The sequence below is a fragment of the Microbacterium sp. LRZ72 genome, from assembly GCF_033792225.1.
Lineage (GTDB): Bacteria > Actinomycetota > Actinomycetes > Actinomycetales > Microbacteriaceae > Microbacterium.
Window position 1 is genome coordinate 1 of record NZ_JANGEX010000014.1, and the last position, 21598, is coordinate 21598.

Genomic DNA, 21598 nt, shown 5'->3' on the forward strand with positions numbered 1-21598 from the left:
TCACGAACTACATCGCCAGATCACTCCTCGAGTCCGGAGGATTCAGAACCCACCTACACCCTCGATTGCGATGAGCCGCTTTCTCGCGGTCACGGGCGGCGCGCCGCAACGCCTTCTTCGATTGCTGCCCGCGCCGCACAACGACGAAAACGCTATCGCTCGTCTCCGACGTCGATCATCTGCGGTGACCTGCTCTCTCATACCGAGCCGCATGGTCGGTGGCAAGGGATCGCTCGCGATCCCGCGGCAGCCGTCTACGCTCCGTCCCTCGTCGCAGGGCACGCCCCGCCCCGCTCACCCCGCGAACGCGCAGTGCATCCGCACGGGAGTCGCGCCGGCCTCCTCCTGCGAATCCCCCATGAGCTCCTCCGGCTGGAAGCCGAAGAACCTCGCCCCGTCCGCCGTGAGCAGCGGCGCGTCGGGCAGCTCGTACAGCGCCACATTCTCGCCCACCGAGATGACCGAAGGCGCCGACGAAGGCGGGGCCGCTCGTCCATCGACGGCGTTGTCGGGGATGCCGTCGAGCCAGTCCGAACGCGGGCAGACGCCGCCCCAGGCCTCGATGGGCGCCACCTGGATCGGGTACGCGGTGTCGGCGATCATCGTGACGGTGATGTCGCGGATCTGGTCGCCCGTGCCGCCGCCGGAGCAGTCGCGGTCTTGGTCGGTGTGCGGCATCCACAGCGTCTGGTCGATGCTGAAGCCGCTGTCGGTGGGCGTGACCTCGTGCACGACGTCGCCGCAGCGGGTGGTGCGCGCGATGGGGTAGGTCACCTGGTCCGCAAGCGCGGCATCGTCCGAGGCGCCGGCCACATCACGACCGAGCCAGACGTACCAGAGCTCGAGGTACCCGTTGCCGTCGGTCTGTGAGACGGGGATGGCGAGATCCGGGATGCCGTCATCGTTCGCGTCGCTTTCGACCCCATCCCCAATCTCGTAGGTGCGCATCAGATCGTCGCTGGCCATGCCCTCAGCGAAAGAGAGGGTGAGGGGTTCGAGAAGGCCATCCGGCGCGAAAGACCATTCGGCGTTCGCGACCCACTCCTGGATGTCCTCGCCCGTCGGCGCGGAAGACTCGGGCGCGGCCTCAGCGGTCTCGGGCGTGGCGGACGGCTCCGCGGGTGCCGACGGCGCGGCGCAGGCGCCCAGCACCAGGCCGGCAAGAAGCACCGCGCTGACGGCGAGCGAGCGGCGCATCATCCTTCGCGGTTTCCACGAGCAGCTGATGACGTTCCCGATGCGACGTGCGCCAAACCGAAACTCCCTCGTGTCGTCGGCGCCCGCGGATGCCGCTGGCGGAGCGCCGGATGTCGTTTCAACCTATCGAGAGGCCCCGGTCCCGTCCAGCAGTGCCCGCAGTCGTCCCTGGGCGGACGAACTCGCGTGCGCACCGAGGTCGGTGCCGATGGTGCATTCGAGGATGCCACGGAGGCCGATGCATCAGACGCGCTCCCACGCGAGTGTTTCGGGCGACCATCGCCGCTCGATCGCGGAACCATCGAACACCGGTATCAACAGGCCGGCGACGAGGTCGACAGCCCGGGCGAAGGTGAGGGTGTCACCGCAGGCTGGCACCCGTCGTGCTTCGGCAGGATACCGGCGTTCCCAGTGGTCGGGCGGTGTGAAGAGCGGGGAACCAGGAAGGCCCCGGTGCGTCCATTCCGCGTTGATGGCTTCGATCAGCTCGGCCCCGGAGATGCTCTGCGTTCGGGCGAAGACGACGAGGTCGACCAGGTCGCGCACCCGGCTCGATGGCTGGTCACCCGCCGTGCCGTACGTGCTTTGGGTGGCGCACAGCTTGTCGGCGATGTGATCGACAACCGGGTAGAGGCGCACCTGAGCGGGTGGCACGGTGGGGACGAGCGCGAGTCGCGTCTGGATGTCGGGTTCTGCGGTCATCAGGGAACCGGTGACCAGATCAACACTGAACTGCTGACGGCGCCTGACGCCGCAGTATGCGTCGGTAGAAACCCTGAACCCGCCGACATCGGGTTGCATGGTCGCGCCGCCGGCTGCTCGGACGCCCGTGATCACGAATCGGAAGTGATCGTGCAAGTCGGTGTCTAACGCGCCCCGCAGCCTCTCGACTGCGGAAGCGGGGTCGTCGATTTCGGCCAGCAGATCGATGTCCTTCGTTGTGCGTGCGTTGTGCACGCGCATGAGTACCGCGTTTCCTCCTTTCAGTACCCACCCGCAGTCGGGCATCGCGAACACGCGCGCAAGGAAGCGATCGACAACGAACTGCCTCAGAAGCACGACTGGCTCCACGCCCTGCGCCAGCGCCTCTGTTTTGGATCGCGCCGTGATCGCTGCCCACATGGCATTGCCGTCTCGGTACGGCAGTTCGCCGGTCACGTCGATACCTCGTCGTTATTCCTCTCTGCCGCGGTGGCCAGCTGAGCCCGTGGCCATGACTCGGCCGGTATCGAACGGATGAGTTCGGGAAGCCAGGCGGGGACACTGGTCTGCAGCGCGCTACGAAAAGCTTCCGTGTCCATTGCCGCCGCGAACCTGTCGGCGGCTGCAATTGTCGATAGGTCAATCTTCGGGAGGATGCCCTCGGGGAACGACGCGGATACGGCGGTGCTGTTCATCATGGCTGCGATGGCAGAAGTATCCAGCGAGCCGAGAGGGTTCTTCGCGGGATCGAGTAGTGAGACGGACTCGATGATGCTCCTGATTGCTCCGAGCTGACCAGTGGTCACGAGCGCCTTCCCGAGATCACTGGTTGCGAGGTCTTTGGCGAGTGCGGTCACGCTCAGTCCCACGAGATCGAGCAGTTGCTCAAGGAGCGCGGCACCGGTTGGTTGCCCGTTCCTCTGGGCAAGCGGGTCAAGTGCGTTCGCGAGCGCATCGCGTGTCGCGAGCCCGCGACGGAGGATCTCCCCTGCGATGTCCGCGATATGTGCGGGATCGTGTCCGTCGCGGAGAAGATCCGCGACGGTGCGTTCCGGCGTCGTGACCGGCAGTCCCTCAACGATCGTCACCTCGTCGGGGGCGAGTGCCCCACGGTGCAGACGGATGCCTCGGCGGCTCTGCTTGCGGCGGGGGACCGTGACCTCCGGCTCATCGTCGAGCAGGTCTCCGACCTTGTGGAGCGCCGCCGCGGAGGTGTGCGAGACCACCCCAGACGCGGTGGGAGTCGTGAGGCGTTCCTCAGCCAGCATCCCGGGCGCCAGCGACAGCCACGCGGCGCGTAGCGGCGTGTGGCTGTCGCTGACGCCCGGTGCGGCGTAGATTCCCCGTTCGACGCGCTCGATCACGCCCGCCTCGGCGAGGCGAGCGAGCTGGAGCCGGGTGATGCCCTCCGCCTCAGCCTGCGCGGTCGTGAGCAGCCCCCATTGCCGGGCCGTCAGTTCCGACACCCGAGCTACCACACCGGTCACTCCCATGACTACGATCGTATCAATCAGGCGATACTAATGAAGTACCTGGGTGGGGTCTCAGGAAAAATGTTGCTCGGTGAGTGCTTTCTCGCGGTCACGGGCGGCGCGCCGCAACGCCTTCTTCGATTGCTGCCCGCGCCGCACAACGACGAAAACGCTATCGCTCGTCTCCGACGTCGATCATCTGCGGTGACCTGCTCTCTCATACCGAGCCGCATGGTCGGTGGCAAGGGATCGCTCGCGGTCCCGCGCCAGCCGTCTACGCTCCCTCGCTCACCGCAGCACACGCCCCGCCGCTCCGCCCCGCTCACCCCGCGAAGGCGCAGTGCATCCGCACGGGAGTCTCGTCGGCCTCCTCCTGCGAATCCGACATGAGATCTTCGGGCTGGAAGCCGAAGAACCTCGCCCCATCCGTGGTGAGCAGCGGCGCCTCGGGCAGCTCGTACAGCGCCACGTTCTCACCCGCCCCGATCACGGCGGGCGCGGATGCGGGCGGAGCCGCACGCCCGTCGACCGCGTTGTCGGGGATGCCGTCGAGCCAGTCCGAACGCGGGCAGACACCGCCCCAGGCCTCGATGGGGGCGGTCTGGATCGGGTACGCGGTGTCGTCGAGCATCGCGACGGTGATGTCGCGGATCTGATCGCCCGTGCCGCCGTCGGAGCAGTCGCGGTCTTGGTCGGTGTGCGGCATCCACAGCGTCTGGTCGATGCTGAAGCCGCTGTCGGTGGGCGCCACCTCGTGCACGATGTCGCCGCAGCGGGTGGTGCGCGCGATGGGGTAGATCACCTGGTCCGCAAGCGCGGCATCGTCCGAGGCGCCGGCCACATCGCGCCCCAGCCAGATGTACCAGAGCTCGAGGTATCCGTTACCGTCGGTCTGCGAGACGGGGATCGCGAGGTCGGGGATGCCGTCGTCGTTCGCGTCGCTTTCGACGCCGGCCCCGATCTCGTAGGTGCGCATCAGGTCGTCGCTGGCCGTGCCGCCAGCGAAGGCGAGGGTGACGGGTTCGAGAAGGCCGTCGGGCGCGAAGGACCACTCCGCGTTCGCGACCCACTCCTGGATGTCCTCGCCCGTCAGAGCAGAAGTATCGGATGCCGCCTCAGTGGCGTCGGGAGTGGCGACCGGCTCTGCGGGTGCCGAAGGCGCGGCGCAGGCTCCCAGCAGTAACCCGGCAAGAAGCACGGCGCCGACGGCGAACGAGCGGCGCATCACCATCCCCGGTTTCCACGAGCAGCTGATGACGTTCCCGATGCGACGTGCGCCAAACCGAAACTCCCTCGTGTCGTCGGCTCCCACGGATGCCGCTCGCGGAGCGCCGGATGTGGTTTCAACCTATCGAACGATGCGCTCGTTGAGCGAGCGAAGCGAGTCGAAACGCGCTACCTCCCGCTCGTTGAGCGAGCGGAGCGAGTCGAAACGCCCACCCCGGTCGTGGAGCGAGCGGAGCGAGTCGAAACGCCGGGTCTCCGACCACCAGACACCGACCGCGAGAACCCCGAGAGGCGCGAGAACCGCGAGCCCCGCAGACCCGCCTCCGCTATCGGGCCTTGATCTTGCAGTGCCGCTGGGCGGCGAGATAGTCGGGATCATCCTCTCGGATCGGCATCCCTTCGACAATCTGTGTCATCTCTTCGAGCCCATTGTCAACGCCGCGCATCCAGTAGGCCCAGCACAGTCCCGTGCTGCCGGTGGGACTGCCGTGCTTCGACACGAATCGGATGCCGAGGGGCAGGGTGGCGTCGTCCAGGGTGACGTTCTCGCGCAGCTCGGCAGCGATAGCGGGCGTGAGGGCACGGTCGCCGCCGGTGATCTGTGAAAGCGTCAGTGGTTCTTCCGTCGTGCCATGAGAGGTCGGCCAGGTGTTGTCGAAGAGGGGTGGAGCAAGCGGGCCGTACGATTCTCGAGCGATGCGGAAGGCGGTGGCCGGCCCCGTAGTGAGTGCGAGCCCCGTCTTGGTGCAGATTCGCGAGTCAGACGCCACGTCAGCCGCTGAACGAATCGTCAACCAGGGCCTGCGCGGCGCGGGCTACCTCTTTCAATCGGTCTTCGCGGATCGCGTTCACCGGGGTGTCGTACTCGAGCCAGGGATTGGCCCCAATGAACCAGACGCGCGCGACGTGCTCGCCCTCAGCATCGGAGACCTTTTGCCACTGCTCGTAGGCGAAGGTGAGCTTCTTCACCGCTTCGGGGCGTGGCTGGGGCCCACCTTCCTTGGCCCATTTGTGGGAGGCCTTGCTGTCCTTGGAGCCAGCCAGAGCTGATACCAGGGTCCCGCCCAGGGCGGCGTTCAGGCGGCGGGTGACCTCGCGGATGTCGAGGCGGATTGTGCGCTGGTAGGCAGCGTTCTTGTCCGCGCTCTTTCTACTCGTGTTCTTGGTCGTCTTGGTGGCCATGGCGGGCCCCGTTTCTGTCGATACCTTGCAATTAGGGTAATGTGGATGCTGTGCGATTACCACCCATAAGCCACTACAACGACACCGTGACTGGCGGTGCCGTTCTCGAAGGTGAAGGTGTATCGGATGCCTCTCTCGGAGCGCCGAATGTGGCTTTCACCTATCGAAGGATGCCCGCCAGCGGTCGTTGAGCGAGCGAAGTGAGTCGAAACGCCCACCAAGGCCGTTGAGCGAGCAAAGCGAGCCGATACGCCCGCTACCCGCCCCCCACAAGTCCCCGCAACATCATCCCCGTCGACGCCGAACAGCGTCGGTTTGCGCACCAGCTCGAGCAGCTCGGTGTGCGTCGTCTCGACGCGACCGGGCACGCCGCTTCCTCGCCCGGCTCGATGGTGGTCTCCAAGACCCCCTGCGGCTTTGCGGGAATCGGTTTCGACGACGTTGAGGCGAGCCAGCGGATCCGGCCGTGCAGGCTCGTCGCATTGTGCGGCTACGGCAGGCCGAGGGTGCGCTTCTTCGCGTGCTCGAACTCCTCCTGGCTGAGCGTGCCATTGTCCAAGAGCGCTCTGAGGCGGGACAGCTCCTGCGACAGCGTCGGCGCCTCGGCTTCTCGACCCGTGGGGCTGGTTGGCTTCATGGCCGCCGCGCGGCGACGAGGCGCGGATGCTTTGAGGTCTGCGGCTACGCGCCGGATTGCTGAATCGAGTTTGCCTTGCGCCAGGGCGAGGTCGCCGCGGGACGCGGTCTTCGTGCCGATGAAGCTGAAGCCGTCGACGGCGCCCGAGATGGTCGTCACCGACCCGGTCGGTGTCTTAGCAACGGTGACCGATAGGTTGCCATCCCAATGCCGGTACTCGCTGTTCGCGCGAAGGCTCACGAATCCCGCGTCGCGGTCGGCATTCTGCACGCTGAAGCGACACTGCGCGGCGGCGTTGATCACGGCCTGGTACATCATCGAGTACGGCACTCCTTCGAGCTCTATCCGCCCCTGGTTGAACGAGTTGCGCACGCCATCGAAGAACCCCATGGCCCAGACCTTAGCCCCATGGGGGTAGGAGTCCGTGAGACGGGAATGCGCGTTCAGTCGGGTGCGAGATGAATGGGAGCGCTACGGCGCGACCTCACACGGCGAAACAGCGTCGTCGCCGGCCTCTTCCCCATCCAGGGTCGCGGTGTGTACGACCTCGAGACCCTCGGTGCTTGGTGCCCGTATCCCGATGTCGATGCTCGTGCTCTCGCCGGGGAGAAGGTTCGTCTCCCAGGTGTAGACGATGCGGTTTTCGTGTATGTCCGAGCCGACGCTGGCGCCGTCGCCCGCAGTGACAGACATCGGTTCTGCGCCCTCAGGCAGATAGATGTAGGCGACCGTCCGGGTCGTGCCAGGAGTAACACCGTAGTTGCCGCCGCCAGTGATGTGCTTCGTGTACTCCCCGATGTCGGCCGGCGCATCGTTCTGCAGGGTCACTCTAAGAGACGCCTCGCCCGTCCCGTCGGGGTGGGTGGTGCACCAGGATGCTGCCGTCTCTGTGCGCATGTAGTAGTCGAGCTTCGAGCCCGTACCGTCATTGAGATAGACGCCGAATCGGGTGGTATCGGCATCGGTGACGGGGAGCTTGCCCTGCAGGCTCGTGCCGTCGAGTATCGCTTGCTCGTCGTCATGGCTGCTCCAGATGAACACGCGGTTCTCGGCCGATGCCTGCCCCAACGCGCCGATGAGCGCGATGGGATCGAGCGAGCGCGTGGAGATCGCCTGGAAGACGGCTGCGGTGGCGATCTCGAAGAACTCGTTCTGCTGCAGCGGGTCGTCGTAGCGCAGATACACCTCGTTCAAGACGAGTTGTACGACGTTCTCAGCGGTGAGCGTGTCTCCCGTCGGCAGCGAAACGGGTCCCGTCACCTCCAAGATGTACGACAGCGCGACGGGATCGACCGCGATGACGCCGTCGGCGTCGTCGCCGTGCGTCTGCTGCCAGAACTCGCGTGCAAGTGGAGCGCCGAGGGTGAAGTCGGGCAGCTGAGTGACGTTTGCGGGGTATCGACCAGGCCGCGTGCCATAGATGGCCAGCACCTCGTCGTCGAACGCGATCGGCGGCTCGGGGTAGTAGCCCAAACCTCCCCCCGACCCCTGACCGGTCAATGAGAAACGGCCGTCCTCGGTATGCACGAGCGCCAAGGACCCGACGAGACCGCCCAACGATCGCCATTCGGCGTTGTTCTGAAAGAGCACGAGGTAGTCGCGAGGTCCATCCGCACCCAGCATCGGCGGCAACAGAAGCGTGGCGCGCGCGAGCACGTCAGTGGCACCGGCTACCTGCTCCGACAGCGCAGCGGCTTGTTCGAACGGCTCGCGGAGAGCGGGGATCAACAGGGAGGGGTCAAGGTGCGAGTAGACCCGCAAGGCTTCAGCGCTCTGTTCAGCCGCCTCGGATGCGCTGCCTTGCAGCTGGATGAGCGCGTCGGTGTCGATCGCGCCGTCGCGCGGGGCGAATGCCTCGAGGCCGACGTCACTCACCTGTCCGACGAGGGGTTCAAGAGCCGTCACGATTTCGTCGAGTCCTGCTGACACCGTGCTGACTGCGCGCAGCTGTGGGCCGATCCACGGCAGCGTTTCCGCTGCACGCCATACGCCGTCGCTCGTCAGAGAGCGTGCCGCAGAGGCCTCCTCGGCAAGGGCCGCGAGCTTGTCGCGCAATGCATCGTCATCATCGCCATCCATGGATGCGGCGGCAAACTGCGTTGCCAGCTCTCGCGCTTGCTGCAGATGGTCCTGCGCTGCGTATGCGCGAGTACCAAGCCATGCCGTCGCTGCCGCCACAAGAAGAAGGAGAAGCGCCAGACTCAGGGTGAAAGCGCGCCCAGCCTTCCTGCCCCTCGTCACTCGCCCCAAACTATCACCGCGCCCCATGTGGCCATGGAAGCGGTGCGTGCACCCGTGCTCGAGTGTTGCGTGCCGCTTCGGCGGTATACCGCAATCCGATACGATGAAAGTGTGCCGCCCCCAGCTGCTGAAGGCCGACGCACGTCGGCGAGACTCGCAGCAGTGGTGCGCTTCGGCTCGAGATATCTCGTCGATGCAGCGGCATGGATTGTGGGGCTCTCGCTCGCAATCTGGTTCCGTTACGCGTTCGACGTGCCGACGGACGCCTATTTTCCGGTCACGATGCTGATCCTGGTCACGCTCTTCGGGCAGCTCCTCTTCGGGTTCGTCTTCGAGCTTTACCGGGGGCGCTTCTCGTTCGGCAGCCTCGAGGAGGTGCGGGCGCTCGGTGTAGCGGTTGCGTTCGTCGCCGTGTGCCTGGGAGTGCCGGTGCTCTTGCTCGGGAGCGGCTACGGCGTTCCGCGCAGCATCTTTCTCATCGCGACCCCGCTCGCGCTCGTGGCGATGTTCAGCGTTCGATTCGTCAAGCGGCTGCTCATCGAACAGCGGAACGCGCCGAAAGAAGGGGTGACCCGCACATTGGTCTATGGCGCCGGTGTGCTTGGCAGTTCGCTCGTGCGGCAGATGCTCAGCGACCCGACGACGCTATACCGTCCAGTCGGACTGATCGATGACGATCCCGCCAAGCGACAATCGCAGGTGCGCGACGTACGGGTACTCGGGGCGTTCAATGATCTTCCGCGAATCGTCGAGCGCACGAGGGCGCAATTCCTCGTCGTGGCGGTGCCCAGGGCAGACTCCACGCTCCTGCGCCTCGTGCAAGACATGGCTATGCAGCTCGATCTCACGGTTAAGGTCGTCCCGACGCTCAGCGACATACTCGCGGGCCGGTCCGGCACCGGCACTATCCGCGACATCTCGATCGAAGACCTCATCGGCCGACATCCGGTCGATACCGACCTGTCGACGATCGCCGGCTACCTCACGGGGCGTCGGGTGCTGGTGACAGGGGCCGGGGGGTCGATCGGCCTTGAACTCTGCAAGCAGATCGCCGGCTTCGGCCCATCCGAACTCGTCATGCTCGATCGGGACGAGACAGGGTTGCAGCAGGCTCAGCTCGCAACAGCCGGTCACGGCCTGCTGAATACGAAGGATGTCGTACTCTGCGACATTCGGGATGCTCCGGCGCTTGACGAGGTGCTGATCGCCCGTCGGCCCGAGGTGGTGTTCCATGCCGCAGCTCTCAAGCACTTGCCGATGTTGGAGCAGTACCCCGACGAGGCGTGGAAGACCAACGTGCTCGGCACCCTGAACGTCATCAACGCGGCGCGACTGGCTGAGGTCGACACGTTCATCAACGTCTCGACCGACAAGGCAGCGAACCCGACGAGTGTGCTCGGCCACTCGAAGCGTGTCGCGGAGAAGCTCACGGCTTGGGCCGCGGACGACAGCGGGTTCCGTTACCTTTCCGTGCGTTTCGGCAACGTGATCGGCAGTCGCGGCTCGATGCTGCCCACGTTCCAGTCGCTGATCGAGGCTGGCGGCCCCCTGACGGTGACTCATCCCGACGTCACCCGGTATTTCATGACGATCCCCGAAGCCTGCCAGCTCGTCATTCAGGCGGGTGCGATAGGCCGCCCGGGTGAAATTCTCATTCTCGACATGGGCGAGCCGGTTCGCATCCTTGACGTGGCCAAGCGCATGATTGCGATGTCGGGAAAGCAGATCGAGATTGCCTTCACCGGTCTACGGGAGGGGGAGAAGCTGCACGAAGAGCTCGTCGGTGTGCGCGAGAAGCTCGAGCGCCCGTTTCACCCGATGATCTCGCACACGCGGGCCGACACCATTCCCCCGACACGTCTCGATCACGATGGGTGGATGGCGCGAATGTTTGCGGAACCGCGGGTCAATGACACTGCGGTGCTCGAAGCTCACCGCGCTCAGAAGGAGCACAAGGCGTGACCGAACGTATCTACATGTCGTCGCCCGACGTCGGCCAACTTGAGGAGGACGCCCTCGTTCGGGCGTTGAGGTCGGGGTGGATCGCCCCTCTCGGCCCCGAGGTCGACGCGTTCGAGGGTGAGGTCGCCGAACGCGTGGGTGTCGCGCACGGAGTGGCTCTGAGCTCTGGCACGGCTGCGCTCCATCTAGGTCTGCTCACCCTGGGAGTGAAGCCGGGCGACGTTGTCCTCACATCGACCATGACCTTTGCGGCGACGGCAAACGCCATCGTGTACACCGGGGCTGAGCCGTACTTCATCGACGCCGATCTGCAGACAGGCAATATGAGCGCCGAGCTGCTGCGCGAGGCGCTCTCCGAACTGCGCGCAGCGGGTGAGCGCATCGCTGCCGTTGTCCCGGTCGACCTTCTCGGCAAGGCCGTTGACTACACACGCATCCTGGCTATTGCGGAGGAGTTCGAGGTACCAGTTCTCTCCGATGCCGCCGAATCGCTCGGTGCGACGCACGCCGGCCGAGCCGCGGGCAGCTTCGGACACGCGTCGGTCCTTTCGTTCAACGGCAACAAAGTCATGACGACGTCGGGCGGCGGGATGCTGCTCACCGACGACGCCGACTTCGCCACGCACGTGCGCTACCTCGCAACACAGGCTCGTCAACCGGTCGTTCATTACGAACACACGGACATCGGCTACAACTACCGCATGAGCAACCTGCTCGCAGCTCTGGGTCGCGCCCAGTTGTCACGCCTCGACGAGATGATCGCCCGACGGCGTCAAGTCCGTGACCTGTACAAGGAGTTGTTCGCCTCAGTGGACGGCGTCGAGGTATTCGGTACCCGCGACGACGAGTTCGATAACGTCTGGCTGACATCGATCCTGGTCGACTCAGAGGTCACTGGTTGGGCGCCCAAAGACTTGAGCACAGAACTCGCCAAGGACAACATCGAGTCGCGTCCGCTTTGGAAGCCGATGCATCTGCAGCCGATCTTCGCTGAGGCTCGTGGCCGTATTTCGGGCGCGTCCGAGGCGCTTTTTCAATCGGGTGTCACGCTCCCAAGCGGTTCAGCTCTGACTCCCGAACAGCGGGAGCGTGTTGTGAGTCGCGTCCGGGACTTTCTCGGTAGCGCAGCCTGAGATGAGATTCGTACGCCTGCTCGGTTTCGATTTCGCGAAGCGACTGTTTGACGTGTTCGCATCCGCGGCGGCGCTCGTTGCACTGACGCCTGTCATTCTGTTCGTGGCGGCTCTGGTGGCAATCAACCTTGGCTGCCCAGTCATCTTTCGGCAGGGACGGCCGGGTCTGCGTGGGCGGGTATTCACCCTGTACAAGTTCCGATCGATGCGGAATCCCGATGCCGCCAAGGGGTTGGTGAGCGACGAGCAGCGGCTCACGCGATTCGGACGCATGCTTCGCTCTACGAGTCTCGACGAATTACCGACGCTCTGGAATGTGCTCAAGGGAGACATGAGCCTTGTCGGCCCCCGTCCGCTCCTCGTGGAGTACCTCGAACGGTATAGCCCGGAGCAGGCACGCCGGCATGAAGTGCGCCCCGGCGTCACGGGGCTGGCACAAGTCAGCGGGCGCAATTCACTCAGCTGGGAGGAGAAGTTTCGGATCGATGTCGAGTACGTCGATGCCCGAAACGCGACTCTCGACACGCAGATCCTCTGGCGAACTGCGCGCGCTGTCGTTCTACGCCGGGGCATCAGTCACGACGGCCATGCCACGATGGCCAAGTTCGGGGCTTCAAATGGTTGACGAGCTCGTCGTCGTGGGGGCGGGCGGCTTCGGGCGGGAGACTCTCGATGTGATCGAAGCGATCAACGCGTCCACGAACGAGGCCGTGTGGAAGGTCCTGGGCGTAACTGACGACGCTCCCTCGTCCGTCAGCCTTGAGCGGCTGGCAGCACGCGGATACAAGTACCTTGGACCGTCGCCTGACGTACGGGCGTCTCGTTCCGCCACGATGTACGTGGTGGGTGTCGGGTCCCCGAACGTGAAAGCGCAGATCGTTGCGGACTTCGACGCTGCGGGGTGGGAAGCTCCCGTGCTTATTCACCCCTCCGCGAGTATCGGTTCCATGACCGCCCTCGCAGCGGGCTCAGTGGTATGCGGCGGCGTCCAGCTGTCGACTAATACTCGGCTAGGCAGGCACGTGCATCTGAACCCAGGATCGATCGTGGGACACGACGCCGCCCTTGCCGATTTCGTCTCGGTCAATCCGGGCGCTGTCGTCTCTGGTGACGCGCGCATTGGTGCCCGGGTGCTGATCGGTGCCGGAGCTGTTGTTCTGCAGGGGCTCGAGGTCGGCGCAGGAGCGGTGGTGGGTGCCGCCGCGTGCGTGACTCGCTCGGTGCGACCACACCAGACAGTTGTGGGCGTCCCAGCCCGCTCGGTGCTTCGCGGGGATGTTGCATGAAGGTCCTCGTGCTCTCGCAGTACTACCCTCCTGAGGCCGTGCCGATCCCGGCAGAGGTTGCGAGGGGGATGCTTCAGCGAGGTCATTCGGTGCGGGTGCTCACTGCGTTTCCGAACTACCCCGACGGCAAGGTCTTCCCGGGATACCGCCAACGATGGCGTGTGCGCGAAATGGATGGGAAGGTACCTGTCTACCGGGTCCCCGTCTTCGCCGACCATTCTCAAAACCCCGTGAAGCGCATGGTGAACTACTTGTCCTTCGCGATATCTTCAACCACAGCGGCCCGGTATGCGCGAGGCGCCGACGTCGTATACGTCTATGCCACACAGATGACCGCAGCGCTTGGCCCTTGGCTTTGGCGCAAAGTGGGCGGCCCTCCGTACGTCCTTCACGTCCAAGACGTCTGGCCTGACTCCATCCTTGGAACGTCGATGATACGAAAAGGCTCATTCGCTTCACTCGTCGAGAAGCTCGTGGCCGCCTGGTGTCGGAGTGTGTACCGGGGCGCCTCGTCGGTAATCGGGATCGGGCCATCCATGGTGTCGCTACTGCAGGCGCGTTCCTCATCGAACGTGTCGGTCGAGCTCGTCTACAACTGGGGCGACCAGGAACAGATGACGCCGCCCTCACGGTCGGACCAGCGGGCAGGTACGGAGATCATCTACGCCGGCAATGTGGGCGAGATGCAGGATCTTGAGGTCGCCGTCCGCGCGGCTCATGCAGCGGTGGAGAGCGGTATTCGCCTCACCATTGTGGGAGGTGGTGTCGCTCGCCGCTCTCTACGATCGTTGGTGGCGGAGCTGGGATGCAGCAATGTCGTATTCAAGGACTCGGTCCCCCGGGCAGCGATGGCCAGCCTCTACGCCGAAGCCGACTTCGGGTTGGTGCCACTCAAGGACCTCCCGGTTTTTCGTGCAACCATCCCGTCGAAGTTCCAATCCGTCCTCGGTCACGGCCTCCCCGTGATCACTACGGTGCAGGGTGACGTCCGTGCCCTCGTCGAAGGCGAAGGTGTCGGACTCACGGCGGATGCTGGCAACGTAAGCTCTCTCGAAGGTGCCTTTCGTCGAGCCGCATCGCTGAGCGCCAAGGATCTTTCAGACCTTCAGGCGACGGCAACGAAGACATATGCAGCGTACTTTGTCCGAGCGTCAGGATTGGCTCGTATTGAGAGCATTCTGGTGCAATCGAGCCGTGCAACGGAGGAGGAATGATGGCTGGGCCTTATGAGGGCGCACGGGTGCTCGTCACGGGCGGGACAGGATCGTTCGGACATACGGTCGCCAAGAAGCTTCTTGACCGGGACATTGCCGAGATCCGTATCTTCAGTCGAGACGAAGCCAAGCAGGACCTCATGCGGCATGAGATCCGTGATGGCCGTATGCGCTACTACGTGGGAGACGTGCGTGACTACGACAGTGTCGAACGTGCGACGCGTGACGTCGACTTCGTTTTCCACGCCGCGGCCTTGAAGCAGGTTCCGTCGTGTGAGTTTTTCCCGATGGAGGCCGTGCGCACCAACGTTCACGGGAGTGAGAACGTCGTGCGCGCGTCGGACCACAATGGTGTTCGCTCTGTGGTTTGCCTCAGCACGGATAAGGCCGTGTATCCGGTGAATGCCATGGGAATGTCAAAGGCACTGATGGAGAAGGTTGCGCAGTCCTACGGGCTCAACAACCCGAATACCGAAACGACTGTCTCCTGCGTCCGCTATGGCAACGTCATGTACTCCCGTGGATCGGTGATCCCCCTCTTCATCCGCCTGATCAGGAGTGGCAAGAACGTCACGGTGACGAATCCTGAGATGACGCGCTTCATGATGTCTCTGGCGCATTCTGTTGATCTGGTTGAGTTCGCGTTCCTCAATGCCCAGCAAGGCGACCTTTTTGTGCGCAAGGCGCTTGCATGTTCGATGGGTACTCTTGCTGGTGCCGTCCTGAATCTCTTCCGTTCGAACGGTCAAGTTGAGGTCATCGGGACTCGCCACGCTGAGAAGCTCTCCGAAGCGCTTGCGACGCGAGAAGAGCTTTCGCGTGCACATGACATGGGCGACTATTTCCGAGTCGCTGCGGACAAGCGGGATCTCAACTACAGCGTGTACTTCGAAGAAGGTGACGTGCATCAAGACCGATACGAGGACTACGACTCGCACACCGTTGGTCAAATGACGGGCCCAGAGGTGGAGCAACTGCTGCTCTCGCTCCCCGAAGTGCGCGAAGAGCTGCGACTCGCTGGCATCCCGGTAGAGGAACCCGTCCCGTGAGCGGACTGACCCTTACCGGGGCAGGAGGTTTCCTCGGTTGGCACACGAGGGTGGCGGCGCGAGCGAACGACGTCGACACGGTCTCGCTCAAGGTCGGAAGTAGCTTCAGCGCCCCGCGAGCCGCGGAGACGGTATCGGGTACGGAGCGCCTCGTCCACGTAGCCGGCGTCAATCGCGGTTCTGACGCAGAGGTGCATGACGGAAACATTTTGTTTGCTACTCAAGTTGCCGATGCCATCAGGCGAGCGGATGAACCACCGCAGACCATTGTCTTCGCGAACTCTATGCAAGCCAGCAACAGTTCCACATACGGCATGGCGAAGGCTGCGGCTGCGGAGATCCTCTCCCGGGTAGCGGAAGATGTCGACATAGAGTTCGTTGACGTCCTGCTCCCCAACCTGTTCGGCGAACATGGGCGTCCCTTCTACAACTCCGTCACAGCAACGTTTTGTCATCTACTTGCCCGCGGTGAATATCCAGCGGTCGATCACGACCGGGAACTGACTCTTCTTCATGCTCAGAACGCTGCCGATCTGCTACTTGGTTCTGTTTCTCTTGAGTCGCAGGCTTCCCTCGAGCACGTTGAAACAGTGAGTGGCTTGCTAGGGCGCTTGACCGAACAAGCGAACCTTTACCGGCGTGGCGAGGTGCCGACGGTGGCGAGTCCGTTCGAGCGTGATCTCTTCAACACATATCGAGCGTTTGCCTTCGAGGGCCATATGCCTTTCGGCCTCGCTCGGCATGCTGACGAACGGGGCTCCTTTTTTGAACTGATCCGTTCACATGGAGGCACGGCCCAGTCGTCGATCTCCACCACAGCGCCGGGGGTTACACGTGGCGACCACTTCCACCGCCGTAAGGTTGAGCGGTTCACCGTAGTCAGTGGGAGCGCGTCCATTTCGCTGCGCCGGCTCTTCACGGACGAGGTGGTTACCTTCCAGGTGAGCGGCGAAGAGCCATCGGCGGTGGACATGCCCACAATGTGGGCGCACAACATCCGGAACGTGGGCGCCGAACTTCTCTACACCTCCTTCTGGACCAATGATTTGTTCGACCCTGTCGATCCCGACACGATCTCTGAGGTGGTTTGATGGGCAACAAGCTAAAAGTACTGACTGTCATCGGCACACGTCCGGAGATTATCCGCTTGTCGGCGACCATCAAACTTCTCGATCAGCACACCGATCATGTGCTCGTGCACACTGGACAGAACTACGATTACGAACTGAATGAAGTCTTCTTCGAGGACCTAGGACTTCGACGCCCCGACCACTTCCTTGCGGCCGATACCAGCAGCCTCGGTGCGGCACTTGGATCCATCCTCGCAAGGACCGAGCGCGTGCTTCTCGAGGAGAAGCCGGACGCATTCCTCGTGCTCGGTGACACGAACAGCTGCATCTCAGCAGTGATTGCGAAGCGAATGAAGATTCCGGTCTTCCATATGGAGGCGGGTAACCGTTCGTTTGATGAAAATGTCCCCGAGGAAGCGAACCGGCGCCTCGTCGACCATGTCGCGGACTACAACCTCGTGTATACAGAACACGCACGTCGCAACCTGCTGGCCGAGGGTATCTATCCATCACGCATCCTCTTGACCGGCTCCCCCATGCGTGAGGTCCTTGACCAGAATCGCGAGCAGATCGACGCGAGCGACGTGTTGCAACGGCAAAGTCTCGAGTCAGGTGAGTACTTTCTAGCGAGTCTGCATCGGGAGGAGAACGTCGACGATCCTGTCCGCTTACTTGAGGCGATTGAGTCACTGAAGGCGCTCTGCCAGGCGTACTCACTCCCGGTGCTCGTCTCCACACATCCTCGAACCAGGAAGCGACTGGGCTTGCTGAAAGAGTCGCAAACGGGTGGAATCACATTCCATCCTCCGTTCGGCTTCCACGACTACGTGAAGTTGCAGAAGGAAGCAAGGCTTGTGCTCTCTGACAGCGGGACGATCAGTGAGGAGTCCTCGATCCTCGGGTTCAGCGCCTTGACCTTGCGGAACTTTATTGAGCGCCCTGAAGCGCTAGATGCTGGAGCGATAGTCGCAGCTGGAATAACAGCGCCTGACGTACTGCGCGCCGCGGAATACGTTCTGTCTCCCAGCTTCGACCGACCACGAGTGCCAGAGTACGCGGTTAAAAATGCGTCGCGACGGGTTGTCACGTTTCTGCTATCTACAGCCCATTCGCACGCACGCCGCGTGGGTTTGTTGCACGTTGGCTCTTCGCAGACGTAGGGAGTACGTGTGACAAAGGTTATGGTCATTGGGTCAACAGATCCAGACTCATTCGCGGACAATGTAGCCGATACGCTGGTGCGGATGGGGCATGAAGTCGCAATGGCGGGAGCAGTCCGACCCCCATTACGGGGACGCCGGTTGAATAACGCTCTTGAGGTCGCTGGGGAAAGGTTTGCGGAGCTAGATCGGCGCCGCCAATATCATCTGATTCGGCGTGAACGACAGTTCAAGCCAGACCTGATCATCACTCTTGACAGACGAATCCATCCGTGGGTCGTGAAGGAACTCAAGAGCGGAGGAGCAAGAGTTGCTCTCTGGTTCCCAGATGCTGTCTCAAACCTCGGCCGCCATGATATGTTTCTGGCTCCGTACGACCGCTTCTTTTTCAAGAACCCTCGCCTCGTCGACCAGCTTTCCCGAGTGCACCAACTTCCGGTGTCCTATCTTCCAGAAGCCGCAAATTCCGATTGGCATCGTTCAAGTGAACCGTACGGGGCGGACGAGGTTGTTGTGATAGCTGGCAACATACATCCGACTCGCGCAATTCTCATTGACCATCTCGTGCAGGCGGGGCTGCCGGTGGTCGTATACGGGTCTCGGCCTCCGAAGTGGGTGGAGTTCCAGTCCGTAACGCAGGCACATACAGCCCGGTTTATCGCAAGACGGGAAAAGGCGAGCATATTTCGCCGTGCCCGGGTGGTATTGAACAATTTGCACCCAGCAGAGTACGCAGGCATGAATTGTCGGCTATTTGAAGCGGCAGCATCGGGAGCTGCGGTCCTCACGGAAGTTCGACCAGGCTTGGAGGACCTGTTCGAACTAAACCGGGAGGTCATTCCTTTTGGCTCGTTAGATGAGCTAGTGGTGCAATGTCACCGCCTGCTGTCGGATCCTTCGGCTGGCCGGGCGACTGGCGACGCAGCAGCGTACCGGGCTCACCGTGAGCATACCTACGAACAGCGCCTTGGCGAAATGCTTTCGGCGTTTTGATAGTAACCAAGTGCACGCGTCTGGTCAGCGAGAGTAGCTGGTCGACGAGTCCAAGCTCATGAAAAGGTCACGTCTCGCGGATACTATTGCGCGAATATCGAGGTCTGATATAATTCGCACGACTCTGGTCAACTATGTTGGGGTTGCGGTCACTGCGGGGACGTCGATATTGGTGGCTCGGGCTATCGGCCCCACGGGCAGAGGTGAATATGGCGCAATTGTCGCTTGGATGACGTTGGCGCTTGCGTTGGGTGAATTGGGCCAAAGTGGGGCGATCACGCACTGGGTTGCTCGCCTAACCAATCGGGCGCCAGTGTTAATTGCGTCAGGCCGGGTGCTCACCATTTGTGCGGCCGTCCTCGTGGGTGGATCCGCTGTCGCGATTGCGCCGATCCTTGCAGACGGGGATAGCCAACTCGCGGTGGCCTACGCGATCGCGTTTTCTACCTGCTTTCTGAACGGCCTTTGGGGGCCTTTCGTCTACGCCCTGCAAGCTACCTCAATTCGAATGTGGAATATTGTCCGGTTGGTCCAGCCGTTGACGTATGCGGCCGGGGTTGGCGTCCTATTCATGGCTATGAGCGTCAGCATAGTTGGGCTCGCGATCGCACTGTTGTCGAGCGCCGTTCTTCAGCTGATTTTGGCGCGTGTCCTCGCCCGTCGTCTCCGCCTTTCAGGTGGTCGACCTCAGGCAGCGGAAACTAGGCAGGTACTGCGGTACGGGCTCGCGTACGCGGCTTCGCAGGTGCCGGCGGCCGGAGCCGCCCAGTACGACAAGGTTTACCTGTCTCAGGCGGTGCCCGCGGTCGCACTCGGGCAGTACGCGGTCGCTGGCACTGTCGCGTCGCTCAGCGGCCCGCTTGCCACTGCGATAGCGAGTGTCTTGTTTCCTCGACTGTCCTCGTCGGGTGCCGGCGCTCTCTCCAGGCGGAGAGCGGAGAACCGCGCCATCGTTCACACAGCGGCCATTACCGGTATCGTCATGTCGATCATCGCGGTCATCGCCGCGCCGCTGGTCCCCTTTGTCTTCGGTGCGGATTTCGAGGACGCGGTTAGTCTCGTCTGGTGGCTACTTCCGGCAATGTTTCTACGCGCGGTCTCCGAGGTGGTTGCGGTGGTGATTCGAAGTCGTTCGCGGCCCGGCCTCGTGACTTGGGCGAGGCTTGCGAGCCTTGCAACTGGCGCTATTTCTATCGCTCCATTGGTCGAGCTGGCAGGAACGGTGGGAGCGGCTCTCTCCTTGATCGCGCTGGAAGCCACTATGCTCATATGCTCGTTTCTAATGCTCCGATTCCTTCGCCGCAAGCCGACGGAGGCGCTCGATGACTGAATTCGACCCCCCGGGAGGGCGCACGAAGACTCCATACTGGCGGGCGAGTGCCAAGGATACTGATCGGAGTTGCAGGGGCTCCGGCGGTAGGGCGTCGACAGGGCGATTGAGCGCGTCCAGCGTTGAGCGGAGGGGGGCGGTCCGAGCAGGGGCCGCTTTCGTGGTTCTCGCTGCGGCGTCAATGCTGGCTATCGGCGCAAGCCAAGTTCGCGGGGGGCAAGCGATCATCTTGTCATCTCTAGGGATGGCGCTTTTTCTATTCGCTTGTCTACTCGCGGTCTGGAGGAACGGCAGCCTGGGGACGCTATTCGATCTACGGCTCGGTCCGTGGCTATTCGGGTACGCGACACTCGCGTTCGGTCTCTCATCGGTGACAGTGGTCCTGCCGGAGTTCACGAGCGCGCAGGTCTCAGTTTCGACCGTTCCTGCAGCGCTGTTCACGTTGGCGGGTGGCTTCGCTCTCTGTGTTCTGGGCTATCTGTTCCGCGCGCTTTCGGAGCCGATATCCAAGGTCCTTCGCGCGACATTCCAAGCAATCTCACAGCGCCGTTCTGAACAAACTCGATCTGTCGCCGCTCTTTACGCTGTGCTGGCAATGGGAATTGCGGCCGACGCGCTGAAGGTCGGCTTGACCGGTCAGTTCGGGTACTTGGGGGACGCAACCCTGGTGACTATTGAGTCAGCGAGGTGGTACTCACAGCCACTTGAGATCGCGTCCACTTTGAAAGTGATGGCAATTTTCGGCTTGAGCGTTGCCGCTTTTCGCTCCGGCAACCGGCGGCCGGCCCGCGTGCTCTTTCCAGCTCTGCTGGTGGCCGTGCCGTTGAGTCTTGCTACTGGCATGAAGGAGGCCTTCCTCGACGTCGTGCTCGCCATCGTTATCCCATACGTCCTGATGCGGGCCCGCTTGAAGCTTGTGCCACTTGTGCTTGTTGGCCTCTTGTTTGTGACCGTGGTCACCCCGTTCGTAACGCAACTTCGCCTAGACGTACGGGGTCCTGAGGCGCTCAGCGTTGATCGCGCACTCGAGCGTACATGGGCAGGAGCGCTTCAGGAGGACGGCTACTTTGCGGCACTGGATCCAGTGCACTCTGGGCTTCAGGTCCTGAGCCGGCTGCGACAAGTTGACAACTTCGCGATCATCAGCGATACAACACCCAGGATAGTACCGTTTCAGGACTCGTCGGCTATTCTCGTGGCGCCATTAGAAGGGGTTGTTCCCCGTGTCGTTTGGCCAGATAAACCAGTTCGACTAGCGGGATACGAGTTTTACAAGGTCTACTACCAGGGGCAGGGGCAATCATCGAGTGCGATTACTCCGCAAGGTTCCCTCTATATGCATGGTGGTTTGGGCGTCCTGTTTGTAGGAATGTTCTTTATTGGCGTCTTCGTGCGTGCCCTTGACGATGGCCTTCAAGCGCGAGGAAGCACACACGCCGCATTGTTCCTGCTGCTAATAGCCCCGGTCGTAGTGAAGCAGGAGATGGATGTTCCCGGATTTCTCGCGGCTCTGCCGATTGTCTTCGTTACGTGGGTGGTGGGGATCATCGCCTTGTTCCCATCTCGTTCTTGGAGCATTGCCCAGTCCCCAGACCGTCTACACGACCGGCCTGACCGCTTCAGCGCACGAACTAGGAGCACCCCAATATGAGGCTTCGAAATCCGCGCGGTCAGTTTCGGCTAACGCCACGGAAAGTAGTAGGCAGGACCTTGCGCACGCTTGCCGCCTTCGGGCTTGCGGCG

The 21598-nt window shown here is 62.9% G+C and carries 19 protein-coding genes; 11 read left to right on the forward strand and 8 right to left on the reverse strand.

What is annotated here, in order from left to right; translation table 11 throughout:
• Positions 1–294: 294 nt before the first annotated feature.
• From M4I32_RS12510 to M4I32_RS12545, 8 genes are all read right to left on the reverse strand, one after another.
• Positions 295–1197, reverse strand: a complete 903-nt coding sequence (locus tag M4I32_RS12510) for a hypothetical protein (RefSeq protein WP_319034811.1) — start codon at positions 1195–1197, stop codon at positions 295–297.
• Positions 1198–1440: 243 nt separating this feature from the next.
• Positions 1441–2355: a nucleotidyl transferase AbiEii/AbiGii toxin family protein gene (locus tag M4I32_RS12515; RefSeq protein ID WP_319034812.1), complete on the reverse strand. Its 915-nt coding sequence runs from the start codon at positions 2353–2355 to the stop codon at positions 1441–1443.
• Entirely contained in the window at positions 2352–3392 is a 1041-nt protein-coding gene (locus tag M4I32_RS12520; protein WP_319034813.1) for a type IV toxin-antitoxin system AbiEi family antitoxin domain-containing protein, read from the reverse strand. The genes M4I32_RS12515 and M4I32_RS12520 overlap by 4 nt, the downstream gene beginning before the upstream one ends.
• Before the next feature lie 301 nt (positions 3393–3693).
• A complete protein-coding gene (locus M4I32_RS12525) occupies positions 3694–4602 on the reverse strand; it encodes a hypothetical protein (protein WP_319034814.1) in 909 nt (302 codons plus the stop codon).
• Between the two features lie 322 nt (positions 4603–4924).
• On the reverse strand, positions 4925–5368 hold the full coding sequence (locus M4I32_RS12530; protein WP_319034815.1) for a hypothetical protein: 444 nt from the start codon (positions 5366–5368) through the stop codon (positions 4925–4927).
• Position 5369: 1 nt separating this feature from the next.
• The gene (locus M4I32_RS12535; RefSeq protein WP_319034816.1) at positions 5370–5780 is read right to left on the reverse strand and encodes a hypothetical protein; all 411 of its coding nucleotides are present in this window, start codon (positions 5778–5780) and stop codon (positions 5370–5372) included.
• A gap of 490 nt (positions 5781–6270) precedes the next feature.
• Positions 6271–6807 carry an SHOCT domain-containing protein gene (locus M4I32_RS12540; RefSeq protein ID WP_319034817.1) on the reverse strand — a complete coding sequence of 179 codons (537 nt, stop codon included), beginning with the start codon at positions 6805–6807 and terminating at the stop codon, positions 6271–6273.
• Positions 6808–6888: 81 nt separating this feature from the next.
• Positions 6889–8595: a DUF4012 domain-containing protein gene (locus M4I32_RS12545; RefSeq protein ID WP_319034818.1), complete on the reverse strand. Its 1707-nt coding sequence runs from the start codon at positions 8593–8595 to the stop codon at positions 6889–6891.
• 96 nt (positions 8596–8691) lie between these two features.
• Here M4I32_RS12545 and M4I32_RS12550 point away from each other — a divergent pair, with 96 nt between their 5' ends.
• The 11 genes from M4I32_RS12550 to M4I32_RS12600 all read left to right on the forward strand — a co-directional run bounded on the left by M4I32_RS12550 (position 8692) and on the right by M4I32_RS12600 (position 21506).
• The gene (locus M4I32_RS12550) at positions 8692–10620 is read left to right on the forward strand and encodes a nucleoside-diphosphate sugar epimerase/dehydratase (protein WP_319034819.1); all 1929 of its coding nucleotides are present in this window, start codon (positions 8692–8694) and stop codon (positions 10618–10620) included.
• Positions 10617–11753 (forward strand): DegT/DnrJ/EryC1/StrS family aminotransferase, encoded by a 1137-nt coding sequence (locus M4I32_RS12555; RefSeq protein ID WP_319034820.1) that lies wholly within the window; start codon positions 10617–10619, stop codon positions 11751–11753. The genes M4I32_RS12550 and M4I32_RS12555 overlap by 4 nt, the downstream gene beginning before the upstream one ends.
• Before the next feature lies 1 nt (position 11754).
• Positions 11755–12378, forward strand: a complete 624-nt coding sequence (locus M4I32_RS12560; protein ID WP_319034821.1) for a sugar transferase — start codon at positions 11755–11757, stop codon at positions 12376–12378.
• Entirely contained in the window at positions 12371–13039 is a 669-nt protein-coding gene (locus M4I32_RS12565; RefSeq protein ID WP_319034822.1) for a NeuD/PglB/VioB family sugar acetyltransferase, read from the forward strand. Before M4I32_RS12560 ends, M4I32_RS12565 begins: the two co-directional genes overlap by 8 nt.
• A complete protein-coding gene (locus M4I32_RS12570) occupies positions 13036–14253 on the forward strand; it encodes a glycosyltransferase family 4 protein (protein WP_319034823.1) in 1218 nt (405 codons plus the stop codon). Before M4I32_RS12565 ends, M4I32_RS12570 begins: the two co-directional genes overlap by 4 nt.
• Entirely contained in the window at positions 14253–15302 is a 1050-nt protein-coding gene (locus tag M4I32_RS12575; protein ID WP_319034824.1) for a polysaccharide biosynthesis protein, read from the forward strand. The genes M4I32_RS12570 and M4I32_RS12575 overlap by 1 nt, the downstream gene beginning before the upstream one ends.
• A complete protein-coding gene (locus M4I32_RS12580) occupies positions 15299–16393 on the forward strand; it encodes an NAD-dependent epimerase/dehydratase family protein (RefSeq protein ID WP_319034825.1) in 1095 nt (364 codons plus the stop codon). Before M4I32_RS12575 ends, M4I32_RS12580 begins: the two co-directional genes overlap by 4 nt.
• Positions 16393–17532, forward strand: a complete 1140-nt coding sequence (gene wecB / locus M4I32_RS12585; protein ID WP_319034826.1) for a non-hydrolyzing UDP-N-acetylglucosamine 2-epimerase — start codon at positions 16393–16395, stop codon at positions 17530–17532. Before M4I32_RS12580 ends, wecB begins: the two co-directional genes overlap by 1 nt.
• A gap of 84 nt (positions 17533–17616) precedes the next feature.
• Positions 17617–18525 (forward strand): glycosyltransferase, encoded by a 909-nt coding sequence (locus tag M4I32_RS12590; protein WP_319034827.1) that lies wholly within the window; start codon positions 17617–17619, stop codon positions 18523–18525.
• Between the two features lie 58 nt (positions 18526–18583).
• Positions 18584–19855: an oligosaccharide flippase family protein gene (locus M4I32_RS12595; protein ID WP_319034828.1), complete on the forward strand. Its 1272-nt coding sequence runs from the start codon at positions 18584–18586 to the stop codon at positions 19853–19855.
• Between the two features lie 376 nt (positions 19856–20231).
• On the forward strand, positions 20232–21506 hold the full coding sequence (locus M4I32_RS12600; RefSeq protein WP_319034829.1) for a hypothetical protein: 1275 nt from the start codon (positions 20232–20234) through the stop codon (positions 21504–21506).
• Positions 21507–21598: the final 92 nt, after the last annotated feature.